This window comes from Microvirga sp. P4_A5 (genome assembly GCF_056402495.1).
Genome location: NZ_JBFUHH010000024.1, coordinates 1 through 24,141 on the forward strand (window position 1 = coordinate 1; position 24,141 = coordinate 24,141).

Annotated in this window: 23 protein-coding genes; 13 read left to right on the top strand and 10 right to left on the bottom strand. The window is 65.4% G+C overall.

Features of this window, described 5'->3' with window-relative positions; genetic code table 11:
- On the bottom strand, nucleotides 1-937 hold a 937-nt coding region (locus AC1DVM_RS09085), incomplete at its 3' end, for an SLC13 family permease (RefSeq protein ID WP_477253856.1).
- Between the two features lie 151 nt (nucleotides 938-1,088).
- Nucleotides 1,089-1,550, bottom strand: a complete 462-nt coding sequence (locus AC1DVM_RS09090; RefSeq protein WP_477253857.1) for a CAP domain-containing protein — start codon at nucleotides 1,548-1,550, stop codon at nucleotides 1,089-1,091.
- 188 nt (nucleotides 1,551-1,738) lie between these two features.
- Here AC1DVM_RS09090 and AC1DVM_RS09095 point away from each other — a divergent pair, with 188 nt between their 5' ends.
- The 4 genes from AC1DVM_RS09095 (at nucleotide 1,739) to AC1DVM_RS09110 (ending at nucleotide 6,775) form a co-directional block, all read left to right on the top strand.
- Nucleotides 1,739-3,001, top strand: a complete 1,263-nt coding sequence (locus AC1DVM_RS09095; RefSeq protein WP_477253913.1) for a TIGR03862 family flavoprotein — start codon at nucleotides 1,739-1,741, stop codon at nucleotides 2,999-3,001.
- Nucleotides 2,998-4,800 carry a DNA helicase RecQ gene (gene recQ, locus AC1DVM_RS09100; protein ID WP_477253858.1) on the top strand — a complete coding sequence of 601 codons (1,803 nt, stop codon included), beginning with the start codon at nucleotides 2,998-3,000 and terminating at the stop codon, nucleotides 4,798-4,800. Before AC1DVM_RS09095 ends, recQ begins: the two co-directional genes overlap by 4 nt.
- A 370-nt stretch (nucleotides 4,801-5,170) precedes the next feature.
- The gene (gene cax, locus AC1DVM_RS09105; protein WP_477253860.1) at nucleotides 5,171-6,265 is read left to right on the top strand and encodes a calcium/proton exchanger; all 1,095 of its coding nucleotides are present in this window, start codon (nucleotides 5,171-5,173) and stop codon (nucleotides 6,263-6,265) included.
- A gap of 198 nt (nucleotides 6,266-6,463) precedes the next feature.
- A complete protein-coding gene (locus AC1DVM_RS09110) occupies nucleotides 6,464-6,775 on the top strand; it encodes a potassium channel family protein (RefSeq protein ID WP_477253915.1) in 312 nt (103 codons plus the stop codon).
- Between the two features lie 115 nt (nucleotides 6,776-6,890).
- Here the strand turns inward: AC1DVM_RS09110 and AC1DVM_RS09115 are convergent, their stop codons facing one another.
- From AC1DVM_RS09115 to AC1DVM_RS09130, 4 genes are all read right to left on the bottom strand, one after another.
- On the bottom strand, nucleotides 6,891-8,003 hold the full coding sequence (locus AC1DVM_RS09115; RefSeq protein ID WP_477253861.1) for a Gfo/Idh/MocA family protein: 1,113 nt from the start codon (nucleotides 8,001-8,003) through the stop codon (nucleotides 6,891-6,893).
- A 10-nt stretch (nucleotides 8,004-8,013) separates the two neighbouring features.
- On the bottom strand, nucleotides 8,014-8,799 hold the full coding sequence (locus AC1DVM_RS09120) for an ATP-binding cassette domain-containing protein (protein ID WP_477253863.1): 786 nt from the start codon (nucleotides 8,797-8,799) through the stop codon (nucleotides 8,014-8,016).
- Entirely contained in the window at nucleotides 8,799-9,935 is a 1,137-nt protein-coding gene (locus tag AC1DVM_RS09125; protein WP_477253865.1) for an ABC transporter permease, read from the bottom strand. The genes AC1DVM_RS09120 and AC1DVM_RS09125 overlap by 1 nt, the downstream gene beginning before the upstream one ends.
- A 69-nt stretch (nucleotides 9,936-10,004) precedes the next feature.
- The gene (locus AC1DVM_RS09130; RefSeq protein WP_477253866.1) at nucleotides 10,005-10,955 is read right to left on the bottom strand and encodes a sugar ABC transporter substrate-binding protein; all 951 of its coding nucleotides are present in this window, start codon (nucleotides 10,953-10,955) and stop codon (nucleotides 10,005-10,007) included.
- A gap of 274 nt (nucleotides 10,956-11,229) precedes the next feature.
- On the opposite strand from AC1DVM_RS09130, the gene AC1DVM_RS09135 reads away from it, so the two are divergent.
- Complete coding sequence (locus AC1DVM_RS09135; protein ID WP_477253867.1) at nucleotides 11,230-12,078, top strand: MurR/RpiR family transcriptional regulator; 849 nt, start codon at nucleotides 11,230-11,232, stop codon at nucleotides 12,076-12,078.
- Between the two features lie 19 nt (nucleotides 12,079-12,097).
- Here AC1DVM_RS09135 and iolG read toward each other — a convergent pair whose 3' ends face one another.
- On the bottom strand, nucleotides 12,098-13,087 hold the full coding sequence (gene iolG, locus AC1DVM_RS09140) for an inositol 2-dehydrogenase (protein ID WP_477253869.1): 990 nt from the start codon (nucleotides 13,085-13,087) through the stop codon (nucleotides 12,098-12,100).
- Nucleotides 13,088-13,234: 147 nt separating this feature from the next.
- Here iolG and AC1DVM_RS09145 point away from each other — a divergent pair, with 147 nt between their 5' ends.
- From AC1DVM_RS09145 to AC1DVM_RS09180, 8 genes are all read left to right on the top strand, one after another.
- Complete coding sequence (locus AC1DVM_RS09145) at nucleotides 13,235-15,145, top strand: bifunctional 5-dehydro-2-deoxygluconokinase/5-dehydro-2-deoxyphosphogluconate aldolase (RefSeq protein ID WP_477253871.1); 1,911 nt, start codon at nucleotides 13,235-13,237, stop codon at nucleotides 15,143-15,145.
- A gap of 13 nt (nucleotides 15,146-15,158) precedes the next feature.
- The gene (locus AC1DVM_RS09150; protein WP_477253872.1) at nucleotides 15,159-16,277 is read left to right on the top strand and encodes a hypothetical protein; all 1,119 of its coding nucleotides are present in this window, start codon (nucleotides 15,159-15,161) and stop codon (nucleotides 16,275-16,277) included.
- Nucleotides 16,274-18,121, top strand: coding sequence for a 3D-(3,5/4)-trihydroxycyclohexane-1,2-dione acylhydrolase (decyclizing) (gene iolD / locus AC1DVM_RS09155; protein WP_477253874.1), 1,848 nt, complete (start codon nucleotides 16,274-16,276; stop codon nucleotides 18,119-18,121). Before AC1DVM_RS09150 ends, iolD begins: the two co-directional genes overlap by 4 nt.
- A 21-nt stretch (nucleotides 18,122-18,142) precedes the next feature.
- A complete protein-coding gene (iolE, locus tag AC1DVM_RS09160) occupies nucleotides 18,143-19,027 on the top strand; it encodes a myo-inosose-2 dehydratase (RefSeq protein ID WP_477253876.1) in 885 nt (294 codons plus the stop codon).
- An 11-nt stretch (nucleotides 19,028-19,038) separates the two neighbouring features.
- Nucleotides 19,039-19,839: a 5-deoxy-glucuronate isomerase gene (gene iolB, locus AC1DVM_RS09165; protein ID WP_477253877.1), complete on the top strand. Its 801-nt coding sequence runs from the start codon at nucleotides 19,039-19,041 to the stop codon at nucleotides 19,837-19,839.
- Nucleotides 19,840-19,932: 93 nt separating this feature from the next.
- On the top strand, nucleotides 19,933-20,145 hold the full coding sequence (locus tag AC1DVM_RS09170) for a hypothetical protein (RefSeq protein WP_477253879.1): 213 nt from the start codon (nucleotides 19,933-19,935) through the stop codon (nucleotides 20,143-20,145).
- Between the two features lie 50 nt (nucleotides 20,146-20,195).
- Nucleotides 20,196-20,954 carry an oxygen-dependent tRNA uridine(34) hydroxylase TrhO gene (gene trhO / locus AC1DVM_RS09175; RefSeq protein WP_477253881.1) on the top strand — a complete coding sequence of 253 codons (759 nt, stop codon included), beginning with the start codon at nucleotides 20,196-20,198 and terminating at the stop codon, nucleotides 20,952-20,954.
- Entirely contained in the window at nucleotides 20,947-21,168 is a 222-nt protein-coding gene (locus tag AC1DVM_RS09180) for a SlyX family protein (RefSeq protein WP_477253882.1), read from the top strand. The genes trhO and AC1DVM_RS09180 overlap by 8 nt, the downstream gene beginning before the upstream one ends.
- A 21-nt stretch (nucleotides 21,169-21,189) precedes the next feature.
- Here the strand turns inward: AC1DVM_RS09180 and AC1DVM_RS09185 are convergent, their stop codons facing one another.
- The 3 genes from AC1DVM_RS09185 to AC1DVM_RS09195 form a co-directional block, all read right to left on the bottom strand.
- Nucleotides 21,190-21,414, bottom strand: coding sequence for a hypothetical protein (locus tag AC1DVM_RS09185; RefSeq protein WP_477253883.1), 225 nt, complete (start codon nucleotides 21,412-21,414; stop codon nucleotides 21,190-21,192).
- Nucleotides 21,411-22,169 (bottom strand): hypothetical protein, encoded by a 759-nt coding sequence (locus AC1DVM_RS09190; protein ID WP_477253884.1) that lies wholly within the window; start codon nucleotides 22,167-22,169, stop codon nucleotides 21,411-21,413. The genes AC1DVM_RS09185 and AC1DVM_RS09190 overlap by 4 nt, the downstream gene beginning before the upstream one ends.
- Nucleotides 22,170-22,265: 96 nt before the next feature.
- Nucleotides 22,266-24,125, bottom strand: coding sequence for a mechanosensitive ion channel family protein (locus AC1DVM_RS09195; protein WP_477253885.1), 1,860 nt, complete (start codon nucleotides 24,123-24,125; stop codon nucleotides 22,266-22,268).
- Nucleotides 24,126-24,141 lie beyond the last annotated feature (16 nt).

The window sequence follows — 24,141 nt, forward strand, 5'->3', positions numbered from 1 at the left end:
CTTCGATCACGCCCACTTCGTCGGTCTGCTCCGTGTCCGGCCGGCGATGCTCGCCGCTGAGCTTCAGGCCGGAGCGCGCCACGATGCTCTCGAGCGCATCCGGCTCGCCCTCGAGCAGAAGGAGGTCGTTTTCCCGGATCGGCGCATCCGGGAACGGGCTCGACGAGCGGGTCTCGTCGCGGATGATCGCCGCGATCCTGACATCGCCGTTCCCCATGCGCAGCATGTCCGCCACGGTCTTGCCGGCGATCTCCGAATCTTTCGGGACGCGCGCTTCCGTCACATAATCTTTGATATTCAGCGCCTCGTCGAGATTTGCCGCGCCCTTGCGGTCCTTCGGCAGGAGCCGGTAGCCGAAGGCCAGAAAAATCACCCCCACCACGGCGATGCCGATTCCCACCGGGGCGAAATCGAACATCTGGAAAGGTTCGCCCATCGTCTCGGCGCGAACGCGCGACACGATGATGTTGGGGGACGTTCCGATGAGCGTGACGATGCCGCCGAGCAGCGACCCGAACGCCATCGGCATGAGAAAACGCGACGGAGGCGTGTTGGTGCGGCGCGCGATCTGAAACGCCACCGGGATCATCATCGCCAGCGCCCCGATATTCTTCACGAAGGCCGACAGCACGGTGACGACGCCGACCAGCACGATGATCTGGAGCTGGGTGGTGCGCAGATAAGGCGCGATTCGATTAAGTCCGGCCTCCAGCACGGCGGATTTCGCCACCGCGGCGCTGACCAGAAGCGCGCTCGCCACGATGATGACGATGTCGTCGCTGAATCCCGTGAAGGCCTTGTCGGCCGGCACGATGCCGACGAGTACCGCCGTCAGCAAGGCGAGCGCCGCCACCAGATCGTAGCGCAGCCGCCCCCAGACGAAGAGCCCCATCATCCCGGCGACCACGGCAAAGGCGAGCATCTGGGGGTATGTCATGGGGACCGCACTCGAGAACCAGGGCTGCCGACCACCATCCTACAGGAGGGGATCGCGACGAACACCAAAAGCGTGACGCGCCGCGAAACCGCGTCACCTCGATCGGCGTCATGCTTGAACGCCTCATGGTCAAGTTAGTGCCGCGGGGAATTTACTGCCCTAGCACGAGGGCCCAGTAACGGCCGTAGCCGCCTTTGGCATCCGCGCGCGCCAGCCCGATCCGGCGGGCCTCCGGCATCAAGAGATTGCCGTTATGGCCGGGCGAAGCCTTCCAGCGCGAGATGGCGCCGTCGACGGTGGGCGATCCGGCCGACAGGTTCTCGGCCGCGTAGCCCATGATGCCGAAATCGCCCATCCGATTGCCGAAGCTGCCATGGCTGAGCTGGCCCGCGGATGCGACAACGCGAGCCTGATGCTCGGCGGCATCGTTGAGGCGCGAATCGACGGAGACCGGGCTCAACCCCCGGGACGTGCGGTAGGCGGAAATCAGCGATGCGGCCTGAGCGGCGTCGCCGGTGGTGCTTCCGGTGACCTCATGGCGATTGGCGAGCGGCTGGCTCGCGCAGCCGGCGAGCAAGACGGCCATCATCAGGGCGACGGAGAAAACTTTCATGGGAATCCTCTGGGGCGGGGTTGTCGATGGCGAGGGCCGAACCGCGCCCGAATACCGCCAGGACGGCATTTCGCTTGATAAAAAACCGAATGGCGGTCATGTGGACGGGCCGCCGATCCGAGGCCGCTGCATGACATGCCGTGCGCGTCGGGTCCATAACGCCTCCCGCGTCAGCTCATCGCATGCCCATGACCCTTTCCCCCTATCGTGTCGCCGTCATCGGCGGCGGCCCCGCCGGTCTGATGGCGGCCGAACGACTGGCAGAGGCGGGCCTCGCGGTCTCGCTCTACGACCGGATGCCCACCTTCGGCCGCAAGATGCTCATGGCCGGGCGAGGCGGGCTCAATCTGACCCATAGCGAGGATTTGGCACAATTCGTCGAGCGGTTCGGCGCGGCGGTTCCGCATCTGCGCCCGGCCCTCGAGGCGTTTCCCCCCGATGCGCTGCGCCGATGGAGCGAGAGCCTCGGCGAGGAGACCTTCGTGGGCTCCAGCGGCCGGGTTTTTCCAAAGGCCTTCAAAGCCTCGCCGCTCCTGCGGGCATGGCTGCGCCGGCTCGAATCGCTCGGGGTGGTGTTTGCCCTGCAGCACCGCTGGCAGGGCTGGAACGCGGCCGGCGACCTCGTTTTCGAAGGCCCCTCGGGGAGCGTGACGGATCGCGCCGATGCCGTCGTCCTCGCGCTCGGCGGCGCGAGCTGGCCGCGTCTGGGCTCCGATGGAGCGTGGGTGCCGCACCTCGAAGCGCGCGGCGTGTCCGTTTCCCGCCTGCGGCCGTCCAATATGGGCGTCAAGGTTGCGTGGTCGGACCTGCTGCGCAGCCGGTTCGAGGGGCAGCCGCTCAAGCGCATCGCGCTGACCTTCGAGGGCATCACGGTGCGGGGCGAGGCGGTGGTCACTGAGGATGGGCTCGAAGGCGGCGCCGTCTATGCGCTGTCGGCGCCCTTGCGCGATGCCATCGAGCGGGATGGAGAGGCCACCCTCAGCGTCGATCTTCGCCCCGATATCACCCTCCAATCCCTCATCAACCGGCTGGCGGTGCCCCGCAACGGGCAATCCACCTCGACGTTTCTCCGCAAGGCGGCCGGCCTGTCGCCGGTCGCCATCGCGCTGCTGCGGGAAGGGGAGACGAACCTGCCGACCGATCCCGACGCCCTCGCGGGCCTCATCAAGGCGGCACCCTTGCGGTTGACCGGCCTCAAGCCCCTCGATCGGGCGATCTCAACCGCCGGCGGCGTGCCGTTCTCGGAGGTCGACGAGCACCTGATGCTGTCGAAGGCGCCCGGCGTGTTCGTGGCCGGCGAGATGCTGGATTGGGAAGCCCCGACCGGCGGCTATCTGTTGCAGGCGAGCCTCTCGACCGGGGTCGCTGCCGCCAAGGGCGTTCTGGCGTTCCTGCGGATTCCCAATGCCGCATTGACCGAATCCGGCCCCTCGCCCACACCGGAACCGTGACCGACCCGCTCAAAATCCTCCACGATGTCTTCGGCTTCTCGACCTTCCGCGACGGTCAGGAGGATATCGTGCGCTCCGTCCTCGCCGGCGAGGACGTGCTCGCGGTGATGCCGACCGGGTCTGGCAAGTCCCTCTGTTTTCAGCTCCCCACCCTGGTGCGAGAAGGCCTGACCCTCGTAGTTTCCCCGCTGATCGCGCTCATGCGCGACCAGGTGGCGGCCTTGCGTCATTTCGGCGTCGAAGCCGGAAGCCTGAATTCCGCCAACGACCCGGAGGAAAACCGCCGGGTTGCCGATGCGGTGCGGGACGGCCGCATGCGCCTGCTCTATGCGTCGCCCGAAAGGCTGGCGAATTCCAACGCCACCGAATGGCTGGCCCGGTCGGGCGTGAGCCTGCTTGCCATCGACGAGGCCCATTGCGTTTCGCAATGGGGGCACGATTTCAGGCCCGAATACGCGCTTCTCGGCGAGGTCCGGCGCAGGCTCGGCGGCGTCCAGACCATCGCGCTCACCGCCACCGCCGACGTGGCGACGCGGCAGGACATCATGCACCGGCTGTTCGATTCCGAGCCGCGCATCTTCATCCACGGCTTCGACCGCCCGAACCTGCGCCTCGCCATGCAATCCAAGGACCAGACCAAGCGCCAGCTCTTCGCATTTCTCGACAAGCACCGGCACGAGAGCGGCATCGTCTATTGCGCGTCGCGCAACGCCACCGAAAAGCTGGCGGATTCGCTCTGTCAGGCCGGCTATCGGGCCATGCCGTACCATGCCGGGATGGCCCAAGTGGATCGCGCCAAGAACCAGGACATCTTCCTGCAGGAGGATGGCGTCGTGATGGTGGCGACGGTGGCGTTCGGCATGGGCATCGACAAGCCGGACGTGCGCTTCGTGGCTCACGCGGCCCTGCCGAAATCCATCGAGGCCTATTATCAGGAGATCGGCCGCGCCGGGCGCGACGGCGAGCCGGCCGACACGTTGACGCTCTACGGCCTCGACGACATGCGGTTGCGCCGCTCGCAGATCGAGGACGGCGATGCGTCGGAGGAACAGAAGCGCGTGGAACGCCAGCGGCTCAACGCGCTGGTGGCGTTATGCGAAGCGCCCCGCTGCCGCCGCCAGACGCTGCTCGCCTATTTCGGCGAGACGACGGCGCCGTGCGGCAATTGCGATCTCTGCATCGACGGCGTGGTGTCGTTCGACGGCACCATCGAGGCGCAGAAATTGCTGTCGGCCATCGTGCGCACGGGCGAGCGCTTCGGCACCGAGCACATCATCAGCATCCTGATGGGAGACGAGACCGACGCCATCCTCCGCCTCGGGCATCAGGGCCTCAAGACCTTCGGCATCGGCAAGGACCGCTCCAAGACCGAGTGGCGCTCGCTTCTGCGCCAGATCTACGCGCTTGGCCTGATCGCCCTCGAATTGTCCGAATACGGTCGCTGGACCATCACCGAGCGCGGCGTCGCCGTGTTGAAGGGCCGGGAGCGGGTGGAGTTGCGCGCCGACGTGCTGATGAAACCGCGCGAGCGGAAGGGAAGGCGCGGCGCGATGGTGGCCGAGTCCGTCATTCCCAACGACGATCCGCTGCTGGTCGCGCTGAAGGTGCTCCGCACTCGTCTGGCCAAGGAGGAGGCGGTGCCCGCCTATGTGATCTTCTCCGACCGTTCGCTCATCGACATGGCGGTGAAAAAACCTACCTCCATCGGTGCGTTCGGCGAAATCCACGGCGTCGGTCAGGCGAAGCTCGATCGCTACGCGGACGCGTTCATCCCGGTCATTCGCGAGCATGCGGCGTAATTGGTCTGGCGAGAGCGCTCGCCGGTAGCTCAACGCCTGACCGCGCCTCGCTTGGTTCGGAAGTGTCGGCGGATAGGGCTTCCGGGCTACGCTTAGCCACCCCGGAATGACGGGGGCTCGGGCGTGGGCTAAAAAACGCGCAGCCACACACGGATAGGCGCGAGTCTGACGGCGGCGCGCGATGCAGTTTGCGATCGTCGCGAACGCTGGTACCATCGGTGGCGTCAATCCGGCTCCCGCGTACTTTTCGGCTACGCGCTGTGAGGTGCGGATCATTGATATCGGTCGCTAAAAGAAATCAACGGTTCCCGCAACCATTACATTGTCGGGCGAAGAATCTTCCGTCCGGTGGTCGATCAGGAATGAACAATTGAGCCCCCTTCTGAAAGAGATTCGCCACAGCCCCATGCTATGGCTGCTGGTCGCTGTGCCACTGGTATTCGCCGCCGCGAAACTCGCCCCCAAAGCCTACACGGCGCTCTTTGTGCTTTCGGTGCTTGCCATCGTGCCGCTGGCCGTATTGTTAAGTCATGCTACCGAGGCCGTTGCCGCCAAGACGGGTGACGCCGCCGGCGGGCTGCTTAATGCCACCTTGGGAAATCTTACCGAACTGGTCATTGCGTTGGCCGCCCTGCGCGCCGGAGAATACACATTGGTGAAGGCATCCATCGCCGGCGCAATAGTCACCAACACGCTTTTCATGCTGGGGGCCTCATTTCTGCTTGGCGGCCTAAAACACCACATACAGGAGTTCAACCGATCAAGCGCGCGCATACAATCGGGCCTGCTTTTTCTGGCCACGATCGCCCTGCTGATGCCTTCGGCGGTTGCTGAAGTGGACTCGTCATCAGCCGCAGCAGTCACGCAAAAGCTCAGCCTTTGCCTGGCGGTTCTCCTCATCGTCGGATACGGACTAGGGCTGTTGTTCACCCTCCGGACGCACCGTGAGGTTTTCTCCGGAGCGGAGCATGCCCAAGCAGGTGAAGTACCCTGGCCGATCGGTCTGGCCCTGGCCACATTGGTCGGTGTCACCATACTCGTGGCGCTGGTGAGCGAGATCTTCGTCGAGTCGGTGCAAAAGGCAGCCGAAGCTTTCGGAATGACCCCCGCCTTTGTGGGTTTTATCGTCGTCGCACTGGTTGGCGGCGCCGCCGAAATGGCCTCGGCGTTTTCCGGCGCACGGAAAAATCGGCTCGACCTGAGCGTGAGCATCGCACTGGGGAGCGCCTCCCAGATCGCATTGTTCGTTGCTCCCGTCCTGGTCCTGCTGAGCTACGTCGTCGGCCCGTCACCGATGGACTTGCAGTTCTGGCCGGGTGCCGTGGTGATGGTGCTCCTTGCGACCCTCACCGCGATGTTCGTCACCAACAGCGGGCGGTCGGCATGGTTCGTCGGCGTATTGGTGTTGATGGTTTATATGATCTTCGCCATGACGCTGTATGTCTTGCCCCCGGCAGCGCGGTGAGGTCGACCTGCGATAGAGTCCCGCGTCCTGGAGCAAGGGCCATCGCCCAAGGATGGCAGGGACGCATTAGCGTCTGTCGGCGGCCGGACGAAGACCGGAAATTTTCCGACCTCACCTCCACGGCTCTCCAGTCGCTGAAACGCAGAAAGGTCGTAAGTCGTGCCAGAAGAGACAGGCAGCAAGCTGCACTCGAAGCAAATGAGGCGCCTGTTCTTCATCGCGCTCGTTCAGCAGCTTCGTGTGGTCTGGCCAATCCTGTCAGGGATACTCTTGGCAATGGTTGGATCCGGGCTTGCAATTTGGCGCATAGAAAATTGGCGGATTGACGAAGCCCTCTATTTCACCTTCGTAACAGGACTTACCATCGGCTATGGCGACTTTACGCCCAAGCATGTCTCCGCGCGGGTATTGGCATCGGTGATCGGTTTTGCGGGGATTGTGCTGACTGGCCTCGTTGCCGCTGTCACCGTCAAAGCCCTGAACGCGACCGACAGGAACCGCGCGGGGTAAGAAATGTCACCGGGAACTTTAGGACGTCGAGGGGACAATTCCTCATTGAGTATCGGACTTCCGCCCCCAATGCAGACTTTCGTCAGCCGCTCACCGTACTTATGAGTTGACGTTCCTACTCCACCTCGATCCACCGGCCCTCATGGGCGCTGCGCGCCATGGCGTCGACAATGCGCTCGATGCGGATGCCGTCCTCGAAATCGATCAGGAGCGCCGATTCACCGCGGATCCGTCCGATCAATTCGCGGCATTCGATGACCTTGAGATCGTTGAACCCGAGGCCGTGGCCGGGCGCCGGAATGAACCGGTCGTAGGGCGGATGCTGGGGCGATGCCAGGATGGTGCGGAACCCTTGCGTCTCGCCGCTCTCGGCGGTGTAGAGCTGCACCTCGTTCATGCGCTCCTGATCGAACACGATCATGCCCTTCGCGCCGAATACCTGCACGAACAGGCGCCCTTTGCGGCCCCAGGCGGAGCGATTGAGCGCGATGACGCCCGATGCGCCGCTCTCCAGCTCGATCAGCGCGGTGGCAATGTCGTGAGTCTCAACCCGGCGTCGCCCGCCGCCCGCCAGCGGGCGATCCGCGTAGGGGCGCGACATGTGGGCGCAAACCCGGCTGACGCCACCAAGCAGGACCCAGATCAGGCTCAAGGGGTGAACGCCGAAATCGTCGAGCGCCCCGTGGCCCGAGGAGGCTTCGCTCTTCCAATAGAAGAGCGCCTCCGGATCGGCCATGAAATCCTCGTCCATCTCGACGCGCACATGGTTCACGTCGCCGATCCGTCCGTCGTCGATCAGCTTGCGGATCAGGCGGATCATCGGGTTCTGGATGTAATTGTAGCCGAGCGCCGCGACCTTGCGGGCGGCACGGGCGGCGTGCAGCATCCGCTCGGCATCGGCAAGCGTCGTCGCCATGGGCTTTTCGCACCACACATGCTTGCCCGCATCCAAAGCCGCGATCGCCATGTCGGGGTGGAACGCGTTGGGGGTGGTGATCGACACCACATCCACCGCAGGGTCGTTCACCACCGACAACCAATCGCCGGTGGCGCGTTCGAAACCGAGCTCCCGCGCCTTCTCGTCTGCAAGCGCCTGCGAGGTCTCGGCGAGCACGGCCAGATGCGGCCGCTCCACATCGCCGAACACCGACGCCACGGCGTTCCACGCCAGCGCATGGCATTTGCCCATATAGCCGGTGCCGATCAGGCCGATGCGGAGGGGCGCCATTTGGGTTGCCTCAGACCATGCCGCCGAGTTCGGCCGAGAGCGATTGCAGTTCCTTGCCGCCCGCCATCAGGTTCTGCAGATCGTCGATCTGGATGCCGGACTTGTCGTAGGTGCCGAGCGTCTTGCCGCGGTTGAGAACCGTGAAGCGGTCGCCGACCGCATAGGCATGGCGCACGTTGTGGGTGATGAAGATGACGCCGAGGCCCTTCTGGCGGACCTGATGAATATATTTCAGCACCATGGAGGTCTGCGCGACTCCGAGGGCCGAGGTCGGTTCGTCGAGGATCAGCACCTTGGCGCCGAAATAGACCGCGCGCGCGATCGCCACGCATTGCCGCTCGCCGCCCGACAGGGTGCCGACCGCCTGGTGCGGGTCGCGCACGTCGATGCCGATCCGCTTCATCTCTTCGCGGGTCACCCCGTCGCAATGATCGAAATCGACGTAGCGAAACGGCCAGATTCCCTTGGTGGGTTCGCGTCCCATGAAGAAGTTGCGGGTCACGGACATCAGCGGGATCATCGCCAGGTCCTGGTAGACGGTGGCGATGCCCGCATCGAGGGCGTCGCGCGGAGACGTGAAGTTGACGTGCTCGCCCTCGACCAGAAACTCCCCGTCGCTGGGCTTGTGCACGCCCGACAGGGTTTTGATGAGTGTCGATTTTCCGGCGCCGTTATCGCCCAGCAGGCACATCACCTCGCCGCGCCGCACCGTCATCGAGATGCCCGACAGGGCGATGACGGAGCCGAAATGCTTCACCAGATTGCGAACGTCGATCAGCGTGTCGGTCGTGGCCATCAGCGCTCTCCCGTCACTTTCTTGCGGATGAAGTTGTTGAACAGGACGGCGAGCAGCAGCATCGCGCCCAGGAACACCTGGAACCAGTCGGAATCGAACCGCGTGTAGGTGAGGCCGATCGACACCATGCCGAAGATGATGGCGCCGAAGAAGGCGCCGATGGCCGAGCCGTAGCCGCCGGTGAGCAGGCAGCCGCCGATCACCGCCGCGATGATGGCCTCGAATTCCTTCTGGAAGCCGCGCCGCGCATCGGTCGAGCCGGCATCGAGGACGGTCAGCACCGCCACCAGCGTCGCCGCGCAGGCGGTCAGCATGAACAGGCTGGTCTTCACCCGGTCGACCGGCACACCGGAATTGCGCGCCGAATTGGCGTCGCCGCCTGCCGCGAAGATCCAGTTGCCGGCCTTGGTGCGCAACAGCACCCAGGTGGCGACGGCGGTGAACAGCACGAACCACACGATGGAGACGGGAACCCCCGTCACCGTTGGCGTTCCGTTGGGAAATTTGCCGATGATGTCGTGGGCGGCAAGCCACGCGAAAAGTCCCTCGAGGGCGGTTCCGGAGAACATCTCGCGCACGATGCCCTCGCCCGCCTGTTCGCCGATGCCGCGCATCTGCGTCGAGCCGCCGGTCGCCCATTTCAGGCCCACCAGCGAAAGGCCGCGCAGGATGAACAGGAACGCCAAGGTGACGATGAAGGAGGGCAGCCGCGTGCGGATGACGATCTGCCCGTTGATCCCGCCAAGCAAAGCCGCCGCCACGAAGGTGGCGAGGATCGCGGGAAGGAGCGGGAGGCCGGCTAGCAGCAGAAAGGCGCCGAAAATCAAGCCCGAGAAGGCCACCATGGAGCCGATCGACAGATCGAATTCGCCGCCGATCATCAGCAGCGCCGCGGCGATTGCCAGAATGCCGAGCTGCGAAGACGGGGTGAGAATGTTCATGATCCCCGCGAGGGTGAACATCGACGGGTCGGCGGTGGACAGGAAGAAGAGCGTGACGAGGATCAGACCCGCCGCGGCGCCGAGCTCCGGCCGTCGCATCAGGCGGGTGGCCAGAGAAACTTTTTTCAGCCGCTCATCCGGCGCCGTTGCCATCGCGGCTTCGGGCGCGTCCACCGGCTGTTCGAGATGCGCCATGCCCGCCTCCATCGCGTTCGGGAAAACGCAGCCCGCGGACGACCCGCGGGCTGCCGTCATGCGCCGGTGTTAGCGGATGCCCTTGGCCGACAGGTCCACGACCTGCGCGGCTTTCTCCTTGGTGATCRGGTTCGGGCCCGAGGGAACGTTGCCGCCGGGAACGAGACCGTATTTGGCGTTCAGCGCCAGGAACACGACCGGCAGATAGCCCTGCAGGTATTGCTGCTGGTCGATGGCGAAAGCCGCTTCGCCCGCCGCGACCGATTTCAGGAAATTGGCCGAGAGGTCGAACGAGGCCACGCGCACGCCGGACTTGCCCGCATCCTTGACAGCCGCGACCGAGGGTTCGCCGGCGGTTCCCGCGCCGAGCGCCAGGATCGTGTCGATGGCGGTGTCGGAGGTGAGCGCCGCCTTGACCTTGGCGCGGATGTCGGTCGGATCGTTCGAGACCGGCAGCACCGTCACCTTGCCGCCGAAGCCTTCGGCAAAGCCCTTGCAGCGCAGGTCGAGCGAGACGTTGCCGACCTCCTGGTTGACGCAGATGCCGACCTTGCCGCCCATTTCCTTGAGCTTCGCGCCGGCGATGCGGCCCGCATCGATCTCGTCCTGGCCCACATGGAGCAATGCGCCGAGCTTCTTCGAGACATCGGAGCCGGAATTCATCGAGATCACCGGAATACCGGCCGCGACCGCCTTCTGGATCGCCGGGCCGAGCGCCGAGGAATCGGGGATCGAAACGATGAGCCCGGCGGGCTTCTGGTTGACGGCGGCGTCGATGAGCTGGCTCATGGCGACCATGTCGAAGGTTTCGGGCGCGCGGTAATCCACCTGCACCTTCATGTCCTGGCCGGCAGCGGTGACGCCGTTCTTGACCACGGACCAGAACGGGTCGTTGGCCTGTCCGTGGCTGACGACGATGATGCGGCCGCCCTGCTGGGCCGAGGCCGGCACGGCGGATGCGAGAGCGAAGGGCACCGACACCGCTGCGGCGGCGATCAGGCCTCTGACGAGTGACTTCATGGTTTTTCCTCCCGAGATGGGTCTGGCGTGTCGTCGCCGTCCGGAGGTTTCCGGTTCCGGCGAACTGCGCGGCATTCAAAGCGCCGCGTCGTTGAGGTGGCAGAGGATGGCCGGGACGCGTTGGCCCCGGCGAAGTGGCGTTCCTCTGCGGCCGAGCAAAACAGAATGACCCAGCCTTTTACGTCTCTCTTTGGAATTTTTATTCCATTTTTGGGCGATCGGTGTCAAGGTCCGTGCTTCTGGCTGAAAATAGGGCGAATGGGAGACCGGCACCATGGGGGACGGCTCGGAAATGGCGGTTGATGCCATCCCGGACGATTACGAAGGCTTTCGGAATTTGCTGCTGAGCCGGCGCGAGGCCATGCCGAAACGGCTGAAGCAGCTCGCAGCCTTCGCCCTCGCGCATCCCGAGGAGATGGCGTTCGGCACGGTGGCGGGCATCGCCGAGCATGCGGGCGTGCAGCCCTCGACCCTGGTGCGCTTCGCCAAGAGCCTCGGCTATGACGGCTTCTCGCATCTGCAACAGCTCTTCCGCGATCGCCTGCGCGAGCGTTTTCCCGATTATCGCGAGCGCCTTCGCGGGCTGCGCGAGGCCGAAGGGCACCACGTTCACGCGGTGTCGCTGCTGGAAGGATTCACCGAGGCCGCCAGCGTGTCGCTGGAGCGGATGCGGGATTCGGTGCGGCCCGAGGAACTGTCGCGAGCCATCGAGACGCTCGCCAACGCCGATACGATCTACTTGCTCGCCGCCCGCCGGGTTTTCCCTATTTCGGCCTATTGCGCCTATGCGTTCGGCAAGCTCGGCGTGCGCGCCATGCTGATCGACCACATCGCCCAACTGGGCCCGGAGCAGCTCGGCACCGCGACCAAGCGCGATGCGGTGCTGGCGATCAGCTTCACGCCCTACGCCCCGGTGACGGCGGAACTCGCGGCAGCCGCCGCGCGACGCGGCATCCCGGTGGTGGCGATCACCGATTCGACCTTCTCGCCGCTGGTGGCGAGCGCCGATGTGTGGCTCGAAGTCGCCGAATCCGATTTCGGCGCCTTCCGCTCCCTGTCGGCATCGTTTGCCCTTGCCATGGCGCTGGCGGTCGGCACGGCGGAGAAGCGCGCGGCGCAGTGACGCCGCGCGGCGTCAACGATCAGACCCGCACAGGCTTGCCGCTCTGCGCCGATTCGGTCGCAGCATCGGCGAGACGCTGCGCCATCAGCCCGTCACGGCCCGTGGGCTCGCAAGGCTTGCCGGCCTTGACCGCGTCTAGGAATGCGCCGAGTTCCGCGCGATAGGCATCCGCATAGCGCTCAAGGAAGAAATCCTGAACCGGATCGGCGGTGATTCCGGCGGCATTCGCCACTTCGACGGTCGTGCGGTGGATGTTGCCCGCGCGGATCATGCCCTTCGAGCCGTGAACTTCGACGCGCTGGTCGTAGCCGTAGGTCGCGCGGCGGGAATTCGAGATCTGGACGATGCGGCCCTTGGCGGTTTTCAACAGAACGGCGGCCGTATCCACATCGCCCGCCTTGCCGATTTCCGGATCGACCAGGGATGAGCCCACCGCATGGACCTCGACCGGTTCGTCACCGAGCAAAAGAAACCGCGCCATGTCGAGATCGTGGATCATCATGTCGCGGAACAGGCCGCCGGAGGTCGCGATGTAGCTGACCGGGGGCGGGCCGGGATCGCGCGACAGGATCGTCACCAGCTCGACCTCGCCTACTTCGCCGTCGGCCAGGCGGCGGCGCAGGCTGGCGAAATTCGGGTCGAAGCGGCGGTTGAAACCGATCATCAGCGGCGTGCCGGCTTTGTCGACGACGCCGAGGCAGGCCTCGATGCGCGGGCTCGACAGGTCGACGGGCTTTTCGCAGAACACCGCCTTGCCGGCGCGTGCGCCGCGCTCGATCAGATCCGCATGGGTGGTGGTCGGGGTGCAGATCAGGATGGCGTCGACGTCGGAGCGCTCGACGATGTCATCGAGGGACGCGACCGCGGCGCCGGTGGCGGCCGCCAATTCCTGCGCGGCCGGCGCATGCGGGTCCGCCACGGCAACGAGACGGGCATCCGGATGGTTGGCGGCGTTGCGGCCATGAATGCGGCCGATGCGGCCGGCGCCCAGAACGGCGATCCTGATCATGTGTTCCCCGATATCTTTCGCCGGCTCAGCGGCAAGTTTAGAATTGATGTTCCAGTACGAAATGCTAATAGAATAAACATTCTACAGCATCAAGCGCCACGATAAGGCTCGAATCTGGCCCCCGAGGCCGGTTCCGGGAGAGATAGCATGAAGCCTGCACTGGATGTCGTCACCATCGGCCGCTCGTCGGTCGATCTTTACGGCCAGCAGGTCGGCGGTCGGCTCGAGCACATGGCGTCGTTCTCCAAAGCGGTCGGCGGATGCCCCGCCAATATCGCCATCGGCACCGCGAGGCTCGGGCTGCGGTCCGGCCTCATCACCCGCGTCGGCGACGAGCAGATGGGACGTTTCATCCGCGAGCAGATGGTGCGCGAGGGCGTGGCCACGCAAGGCATCGTGACGGATGCGGAGCGGCTGACCGCGCTGGTGATTCTCGGCGTGCGCGACGAGGATTCGTTCCCGCTCATCTTCTACCGCGACAATTGCGCCGACATGGCACTCTGCGAGGAGGACATCGACGAAAGCTTCGTGGCCTCGGCGGGAGCGGTCGTGGTCACCGGCACGCATTTCTCCCGCCCCAACACCGCGGCGGCGCAGAAGAAGGCGATCCGCATCGCCAAGGCCAATGGCCGCAAGGTGGTGTTCGACGTGGATTACCGCCCCAACCTGTGGGGCCTGCTCGGCCATGCGGCGGGCGATTCGCGCYATGTGCGCTCGGACGCCGTCACCGAACACCTGCGGCCGATCCTCGCCGATTGCGACCTCATCGTCGGCACCGAGGAAGAACTGCATATCGCGGGCGGCTCGGAGGACACGCTTCAGGCCATCAGCAATGTCCGCGCGGCATCGAAGGGCACCATCGTGTGCAAGCGCGGCCCCATGGGCTGCGTGGTGTTTCCCGGCGACATCCCGGATTCGCTCGATTCGGGCGTGAAGGGTCCAGGCTTTCCCGTCGAGGTCTATAATGTGCTCGGCGCCGGCGATGCGTTCCTGTCGGGGTTCCTGCGCGGCTGGCTGAAGGACGAGCCGCTGGAGACGTGCTGCGCCTATGCCAATGCGAGCGGCGCCTTCGCGGTGTCGCGCCTTCTCTGCTCGCCGGAAATTCCGACTTTCCCTGAATTGCAGCATTTCCTCCGGCATGGCAGCCGCCACAAGGCGCTCCGGTTCGACCAGGACATCAACCACATCCATTGGGCGACGACCCGCAGGCCGGGGCCCGATACCCTGATGGCGCTCGCCATCGATCACCGGATGCAGCTCGAAGCGATGGCGAAGGAGGTCGGCGCGGCGGTCGAGCGCATCCGCGACTTCAAGGTGCTGGCCGTGGAGGCCGCGGCCCGCGTGGCGGATGGACGGCCGGGCTTCGGGATGCTGCTCGACGGCACCTATGGACGCGAGGCTCTCTTCCGCGCCGCCGACCACCCATTCTGGATCGGCCGACCGGTGGAATTGCCGGGCTCGCGGCCGCTCGATTTCGAGGGCGGCGGCAGTCTCGGCGCGCAGCTCATCGAATGGCCGGTCGGCCACACCATCAAGTGCCTCTGCTTCTACCATCCGGACGACCCGGCGGAGATGAAGGAGCGCCAGGAGCGCGAATTGCTGCGCCTTTACGATGCGGCGCGAAAGGTCGGGCGAGAATTGCTGGTCGAGATCATCGCCGGCAAGAACGGTCCGCTCAAACGCGACACGGTGGCCATCGTGGTCCAGCGTCTCTACGATCTCGGCATCAAGCCGGATTGGTGGAAGCTCGAGCCGCAGACCGACGCATCGGCATGGCGCGCCATCGGCGACGTGATCCGCAAGAACGACCCCTATTGCCGCGGCATCGTGCTCTTGGGGCTCGAAGCTCCTGAGGCGGAATTGCAGGCGGCCTTCGCGGCCGCGGTCAGCGAGACGCTGGTCAAGGGCTTCGCGGTCGGCCGCACGATCTTCAACGACGCGGCGCGGTCGTGGCTGAAAGGCGACATGACGGACGAGGCGGCGATCGCCGACATGGCGGGCCGCTTCCGCAATCTGGTCGAAGCCTGGCAGAACGTCGCTGGCACGAAGGGCCGCTAGCGTGGATCGCCCCATGTCCTTCACCGATGCCGATCTGCGCAGCGCCGGCCGTGCCATCGCCCTTCGCGACGAACAGGTCGAGGCCCTGCTCGTCGTGATGCGGGCGCAGAATCCGGCGCCCGCCCCCGCCCCCGTCGCCCCGCGCGCCTACGAGCGCGTGCGCTTCGACCTCGTGCACCTTCTCTGGTATGCGGGCGCGCTCATCATCATGGGGGCCATGGGCCTTTTCTCGACGCTCGCGTTCGAGCAGATGGGCGGACCGGCGCTCACCGTGACAGCCATGGTCTATGCGGCCCTGTTCACCGCCGGCGGTCATTATCTTTGGCATCGGCGTTCCCTCCCGACCCCCGGCGGGCTGATGATCACGGTGGCGATCGCCATGATTCCGCTCGCGGTCTTCGGTCTTCAAGATACGTTCGGGTGGTGGGACGCTGCCGGGCGCCCTGGGCGTTATCAGGGCTTCTACCTCTGGGTAAAAAGCAGCTGGCTGCCGATGGAGATCGCCACCATCGCGGCGTGTGTCGTGGCCCTGCGCTTCTATCCTTTCCCCTTCATCGTCGCCGTGATGGCGTTGGCGTTGTGGTTCATGTCGATGGATCTCACGCCCTGGATCACCCACGGGCGCGACATGTCCTGGTCGGAAACCTGGACGGCGCGGCGTGTCGTCTCGATGGCGTTCGGGCTTTTGATGATCGCGCTCGCGTGGTTCGTCGATCTGCGGCGCAACCAGCGCGGCGATTTCGGCTTTTGGCTGCACCTGTTCGGCCTCATGGCCTTCTGGGGCGGCCTGACCTTCGCCGAGAGTTCCACCGAATTCGGCAAGGCCGTGTACTGCCTCATCAATGTGGGGCTGATTCTCCTCTCGGTCTTCCTGATGCGGCGTGCTTATGCGGTCTTCGGCGCCGTCGGCGTGTCGATCTATCTCGGGCACCTCGCCAGCAAGGTGTTCGAGGATTCGCTCCTGTTTCCCTTTGCCCTGTCGTTCATCGGCCTCGGCATCATCGGAGCCGGGCTTGCGCTGCATCGCAACCGCCCCAAACTCTCCGCCTGGATGGCCGACAGTTTGCCCGCACCCCTCAAGAGGCTGCGCCCGCCACAGGCCGGCGGCGCCACACGATTGGAGCACGCATGAGCACGATCCGCCTCACCATGGCGCAAGCGATTGTCCGGTTTCTCGCGGCGCAGAAGACCGACATCGATGGCGAGATTCTGCCTCTCTTCGCCGGCGTCTGGGCCATCTTCGGCCACGGCAATGTGGCCGGCATGGGCGAAGCCCTCCACGGCATGCAAGACGCGCTTCCGACCTTCCGCGGCCATAACGAACAGGGCATGGCGCACGCGGCCATCGCCTTCGCCAAGGCCTCGCGGCGGCGGCGCATGATGGCCTGCACCACATCCATCGGCCCCGGCGCCACCAACATGGTGACGGCGGCGGCGGTGGCCCATGTCAACCGCCTGCCGGTGCTGCTGCTGCCGGGCGACGTGTTCGCCAATCGCCGGCCCGACCCGGTCTTGCAGCAGATCGAGGATTTCTCCGACGGCACGATCTCGGCCAACGATTGCTTCCGGCCGGTGTCCCGCTATTTCGACCGCATCGCGCGGCCCGAGCAGATCGTGCCGGCGCTGCAGCGCGCCATGAATGTGCTGACCGATCCGGCCGAATGCGGCCCCGTCACGCTGGCCCTGTGCCAGGACACGCAGGCCGAGGCCTACGATTATCCGGAAAGTTTCTTCGCGGAGAAGATCTGGACGCAGCGCCGCATTCGTCCGGATGTCGACGAACTGGCGAACGCGGCGGCGTTGCTCAAGGGCGCCGCCAAGCCGTTCATCGTCGCGGGCGGCGGCGTCTTGTTTTCGGGCGCCGACGGAACGCTGGCGGATTTCGCAGCCAAGCACGGCATTCCGGTGGGCGAGACGCAGGCGGGCAAATCCTCTCTGTCGCACGATCATCCGGCCAATCTGGGCGCCATCGGCGTCACCGGCGCCGCGGCGGCGAATGCGCTGGCCGAAGACGCCGATGTGGTGCTGGCGGTCGGCACGCGCCTGCAGGATTTCACCACCGGCTCATGGGCGCTGTTCAAGAATCCCAACCGCCGCATCATCGGGCTGAACGTCCAGACGTTCGACGCATCCAAGCATAATGCGATGCCGCTGGTATCCGACGCCAAGGTCGGCATGGAGGAGCTCGGCCGCGCTTTGCAGGGCTGGAAAGCGCCCGACGGGTGGACCACCCGGGCGCGCGACGAGAAGACCCGGTGGTTTGTTGAGTCGGCGCGCTATACCGATCCCACCAATGCCGAATTGCCCTCCGACGCGCAGGTCGTCGGCGCGGTTCAGCGCAATGCCTCGCCGAGCGACGTGGTGGTGTGCGCAGCGGGCGGGCTTCCGGGCGAATTGCACAAGCACTGGAAGGCGTCGACGGCGCTCGGCTACCACATGGAATACGGCTATTCGTGCATGGGCTACGAGATCGCCGGCGGCCTCGGCGTCAAGATGGCGGATCCGGACCGCGAAGTGATCGTGATGGTGGGCGACGGCTCCTACCTGATGATGAATTCCGAGCTTGCCACCTCGGTGATGCTCGGTCTCAAGCTCACCATCGTGCTGCTGGACAATCGCGGTTATGGCTGCATCAACCGCCTGCAGCGGGCGACCGGTTCGGAAAGCTTCAACAATCTGCTGCAGCACACGAAACACGTGGCGCTGCCGACGATCGATTTTGCCGCCCATGCGGCAAGCCTCGGGGCGAATGCCATGAAGGTCGGCAGCATCGCCGAGCTCGAGGCCGCCCTGAAGGCATCGCGGCAGGCGGATGTGACAACCGTCATCGTCATCGACACCGATCCGCTCATCGCCACCGATGCGGGCGGCCATTGGTGGGATGTGGCAGTGCCGGAAGTGTCGGTGCGCCCACAGGTGAACGACGCCCGCAAATCTTACGAAAAGGCCCTCGGCGCGCAGCGCGTGGGCGATTGATCACAAGGAAAGAACGACAACATGACGATCCGTATCGGCGCCAACCCCATCGGCTGGTCCAATGACGACATGCTGGAACTCGGCGGGGAGACGCCGCTGGAAGTGTGCCTTGCCGAAGCCCGGGAAGCAGGCTTCGAGGGCATGGAGCTCGGCAACAAGTTTCCGCGCGAGCCCGAGGCGCTGAAGAAGGCGCTGGCGCCCTTCGGCATGGCGTGCATCTCGGGCTGGTACTCAGCCGAGCTTCTGCGGCGCGACGCCGAGCAGGAAATGAAGGCCCTGCGGCTGCATCTCGATCTTCTCAAGGCCATGGGCTCGAACGTGCTCGTCTTCGCCGAGACCTCGAACGCAATCCACGGCGACCGTTCCAGGCCTCTGGCGCAACGCCCGGTCATGAAGAGCGGCGACTGGGCCGAATACGGCCGGCGCGTCACGCAGGTCGCCGAGCAGACGCTGAAAGAGGGAATCCGCGTCGTCTACCATCACCACATGGGAACGATCGTCGAATCCGAGCAGGATATCGACGCCTTCATGCAATCAACCGGCGAGGCGGCGCATCTGTTGCTCGATACCGGCCACGCCACCTGGGGCGGCGCCGATCCGGCAGCGCTCGCACGACGCTATCGCTCGCGCATCAGCCATGTGCACACCAAGGACGTGCGCAAGGCCGTGATGGAAAAGGCCAAGGCCGAGAACTGGAGCTTCCTCGATTCGGTGCTCGAAGGCGTCTATACGGTGCCCGGCGACGGCATGGTGGATTTCGTGTCCGTGTTCCGCGAACTGCCCGACTATCGCGGCTGGGTGGTGATCGAAGCCGAACAGGACCCGAAGAAGGCCAATCCGCTGCAATATGCCAAGATGGGCTATGCGAATCTGACCCGTTTCCTCAAGGAAGCCGGCCTGAAGTGAAGGGAATGTCGATGTCGAAGCTCCTCGTCAAACCGAGCGCTCCCGATGCGAAGGGGCGCGTGCATTCCATCACGCCGGCCTCGGCGGGTTGGACCTATGTGGGCTTCGATGTCTACCGCCTCAAAGCCGGGCAATCCGCCCATGAGGAAACGAAAGACCGTGAGGCCTGCATTGTCATGCTGTCGGGCAAGGCGCGGGTCTCGGCATCGGGTCAGGATTTCGGCGCCATCGGCGGGCGCGCCTCGCCGTTCGAGCCCGATCCCTGGTCGCTTTATGCGCCCGCGCGGTCCGAATGGTCGCTGACGGCGGAGACCGATTGCGAGATCGCGGTCTGCACCTCGCCGGCAGAGGGCAAGCTACCGGCCCGGGTCATTCGCCCCGAGCAGGTGGGACAGGAAACCCGCGGCAAAGGCACCAATATCCGCCATGTCCGCAACATCCTGCCCGAAACCGAGCCGGCCGAGAGCCTGCTGGTGGTCGAGGTGATCACGCCCTCGGGCCATTGGTCGAGCTATCCGCCCCACAAGCACGACCGTGATGCGCTGCCGGACGAATCCTTCCTCGAAGAGACCTATTACCATCGCCTCAACCCGCCTTCCGGCTTTGCGCTCCAGCGGGTTTATACGGACGACCGCTCGCTCGACGAGACGCTGGCGGCGAGCGACGGCGACGTGGTGCTGGTGCCGCGCGGCTACCACCCGGTCGGCGCGCCGCACGGCTACGAGCTCTATTATCTCAACGTGATGGCGGGACCGAAGCGGGTGTGGAAATTCCACAACGACCCCGACCACGAATGGCTGATGCGGGCCTGAACCGTCGCGCCGTCGCGCTTCGCAGTTTGGACACGATCCTGTCGGAGGGTCCGCGCCCCGAAAGCGCGCATCGCGTCAGTTCAGGATACTACCATGCCCCGTCTTGCCCTTCTCGTCGCCGGCCTGTTCGCCCTTCTCCAGGCCGGCTGTGCCGTATCCGGGGGCGTGAGCACCGCCAGCGTGACGGCGGAAGGCGATGCGGTCACCGTGCGAAGCAGCGACTGGGGCGGCGCGATCGCGTGCGGCGGCGGCCGACCCGGCGAGCCCCCTTGCGCGGCGGCATCTGCCCACGAGCCGACCTGGTGAGCCTGCGTGCCGTGCTTTCCTCACCCGCCACCGCCTGATAAAGCACCGCGATGACGTACAAGGTCGCCGCCCTCTACCAATTCGTGCCCCTGCCAGACTTCCGTGAGCTCAAGGTTCCGGTCGAGCGGTTCTGTGCCGATCTCGGCATCAAGGGCTCGCTCCTGCTGGCGAGCGAGGGCCTCAACGGCACGCTCGCCGGACGTCCCGAGGCGATCGACAGCTTCGTGGAAGAGTGCCTTTCGGGGCCGCTCTTCGGGGGGCGGCTCGACAATCTGGAGCTCAAATTCTCCTCCGCGGCCGAGATGCCGTTCCGGCGCCTGAAGATCCGCCTCAAGAAGGAAATCGTGACCCTGGGCGATCCTGCGACCGATCCGACGCGGCGGGTCGGGACCTATGTGGCGGCCGGGGAGTGGAACGCGTTGCTCGAAACGCCCGGCCTGGTTCTCGTCGACACGCGCAATCAGTTCGAGGTCGAGATGGGCACGTTCGCGGGCGCCATCGATCCCGAAATTCCCCGGTTCAGCGATTTTCGCGAATTCGTCGCGGCGAGACTCGATCCGAAGACGCACAAGAAGGTGGCGATGTTCTGCACCGGCGGCATCCGCTGCGAAAAGGCCAGCTCCTACATGCTGTCGCAAGGGTTCGAGGAGGTCTATCACCTCAAGGGCGGCATCCTGAAATATCTCGAAACCGTGTCCGAGAGCGAGAGCCGCTGGCAGGGCGAATGCTTCGTGTTCGACGAGCGCGTCGCGCTGGCTCACGGGCTCGTGGAGCGCAATGTCCAGGCAGGGCGGCAGCGCGATGAGTGAGATCGACGAGCTGACCGCCCGGATCGACACGCTGGAGATGCGGTTCGCCTATCAGGATCAGGTCATCGAGGATTTGAATCGCACCATCACCGAGCAGTGGAAGCAGATCGATCACCTGACCCGGCGGCTCGCCAGTCTCGGCGAGCGGGTGCAGGAGGCGGCCGACAATGCGGGCGGACCGGCAGCCCCCGAGCCGCCGCCTCCCCATTACTGAGCGCTGTCTCTCGGGGCAGGCTCAGCCCGGATGCGGGTCGTCCCGCGGGACGGCGTTGCGCGGTCTCGCATCCGACCCGTCACGTCCCCGCAGGATTTCCTGCCGCCATTCGATCGCAGCCGGGACCATCGCACAGAGCGCACCGCCGAACGCATAGGCGGCGATCGCCGCGACCCAGCCATAGGGCCATGCGAAATAAGCCGCTGCCGCGCCGCCGATCAATCCGCACAGGAACACCGACATCATGAGACCGGGTCTCCGACCAACGGCGGAGACTGCGCCGATCCGTCCATGCRTGCAAGCTCGGCGCGTTTCTGCGCGCGGAGTCCAGCTTCGGCCGCGCACTTGTCCGAATGGGCCGTCTTGTTGATCACCTGAAGGTTCGGCCCGCCCCAGAACGCCAGCAACTCGGGCCATGGACGGTCGCGATGCTCCGCCCAGACGGCGAAGAGCGGCACGCGATGATCGACTTCGGAGGTCTTCAGGAGCCGCTTTCCGGTGCCCAGGCATTTGTGCTGCTGGCGCCGCTTGAGAATGCGCAGATAGGCGGTGGGCGCGGCCCATAGCTTCCAGGCGGCCACACAGGCGGAGTGCCAGGTCGCGTTCTTGTTCGGCGCGCCGTCGCCCCACAGATCCGCGTGCCAGCCGAGGCGGTAGACCGGCTGTCCGCAAACGCAGCAATGGCCGGGTCCCAGAGCATATTTCTTCTCGCGATAGGGCGCGGGGGGAGCGCGAAACGAGGTCGCGAGATCGGCTTCCTTCGTGCCCAGTCGCCACACCCAGCCGTCCGGCGCACCGCTTCGGGAGGCCAACGCCCGACACAGGCGGTCCGCCAGCAAGGGACGGTGGCGCCAATAGGATTCGACGGCCAGTCGCTGTGTCGGGGGAGTGAAGGGCTGGCGCATCGCGTGGGCGAGGACGCAAGGGGGAAACACGTCCGTCAGCCGGCGCGCGAGGCGTGCGCGGGATCTGTCGTTCCTCTCGTCTCGCCAAGTGGACATCGTCGATAGAGCTCCGGCCATCAGCCGGCGGGTCTTCGCCGGGAGGCGAACGTCCCACAGCCTCGTTAAGGAAACACCAAGAGGGGCGGCGGCGCGTCAGGTGCTAGGAACCGGTCCCAGGGGCCTTGGCACCGCGTGGATGTCGTTCTCGCGGAATGCCTTCTGGACGGCGGTCAAAACCGCTTTCTTGATGCCGAATTGTTTGCCGGCGCGGGCCTTGAACTTGCCGCGAATGATCAGCGTGCCGTCCTCGACCGCCGAAATGCCCTGGCTCTTGAAGGTCTCCAGCAGATCGACCTTGAGCTCCGGATCGTCCGCGATCTCCTGACCGATCTTTTTGAACAGCTTGCGGACGAGGTCCACGTCGGTGTCGAACGCCACCCGGAACACCATTTTCTCGATGACCCAGCCGCGGCTGAAATTGATCACCTTGCCGATCTGGCCGTAGGGCACGCTCGCCAGCGCGCCGCGCGCGTTGCGCAGGCTCACCGAGCGAACGGAGATCTTCTCGACAGTGCCTTTGGCTCCGGGCGTTTCGATGTATTCACCGAGCCGGAATGCGTCGTCGATCAGGAAGAACAGGCCCGACACCACGTCCTTGACCAGGGTTTGCGACCCGAACCCGATGGCGATGCCGAAAATGCTCAGGCCGCCGATGATCGGCCACACGTTGATGCCGATGGCGACGAGGATCGTCAGGAGCGTAATGGCAACGATGCTCACCTTCACGACGCCWGTGATCAATGGGAGCAGCGTGCCGATGCGGGTGCGCGGCGCTTCCGCCTCCTCTGCCGATACGGTCACGCCCTCGCTCTGGGCCACGCGACTGGCGAACGCTCCCACGGCGTTCCACAAAAACGCCGCCGCCAGCGCGATCAGGCCGATTTCGACGATGGCGCGGGCAACGGCGCGCGCCTCGATGCCGAAAGCCGTCAGGAGAGGAACGCCCCAGAGAAAGATGAGCAGGCAGAAGATGCCGATGCCGATGATGAAGCGGACCGTCCGGCGCAAGGCCAGCGCCACGATGGAGACGTCGGGCGACAGGGTTCCGCGCTCGCTCCATCGCGCCACGATCCCGTCGAGATGCGGCGCGACCAGCACGAGCACCAGCGTCAGGAGAATCGCCAGCGGCGGGAGTTGTCGGCCGAGGGTGAGCCCGATCTGAAGCACCACCACCGTCAGGATCAGGATCGTGATGGCGATAAAGGGCCAGCTCGCCGCGACACGCTGGCGGACGCGAGAGCCGGATCCGGGGGTCGCGATGAGGCGGCGAACGACAAACCGATGCCGCCAATATGCATAGGCAAGAAGGGCCGTGACGGGAGCGGCGACGATCACGCTGCCGACGAAATCCCGCAATCCCGGGCCCGCCTGATAAATGCGCGCGGTCGCGCTGATGGCGATGCCGACGAACGCCCAGAGGATCGCGAGCGAGAGGAGGTCGCGAAAGCGCGGCGTCGCCGGCTCGGCGGGCGCGCTTGCCGGAATGGTCCCGCTCACCGGCGTCGGCCCAGGAAACAGCGCCAGCAAGGCAGACCGCATCAGGTAGAAGATCGCGATGGCGAAGACCCATGTCCTGAGYACCCGCCGAAGGTCGAGATCGCTGACGGCGAAGCGCGTGACGATTGCCATCACCAGAAGGGTGAGCGCGATGGAGGCGAGGATCACGACGCCCCGTTTCCAGCTTCCCGTATCGGGTTTGCGCGCATGGAGGATCGCCCGGAACATGACGATCAAGAGGTAGGTCGCAAGCGCGGTGCCCACAGCCAGGAGAGCGACTGAGCCCAGCGAAAGTCCCCTGGCGTCGATGGCGGCCTGGAAGGCCGACCATTCCTGGCCGATCGCGCGCAAGGCCGTCCAGCGGCCTGACAGGCCGCGTTCGAGCAATCCACTGGCTTCCTCCAGCCGCGCCACGATCTCGGTCGGGTCGCTCTGCGTCAGTTCCGTATCGGCCATTGCCTTCCCCCGCGTC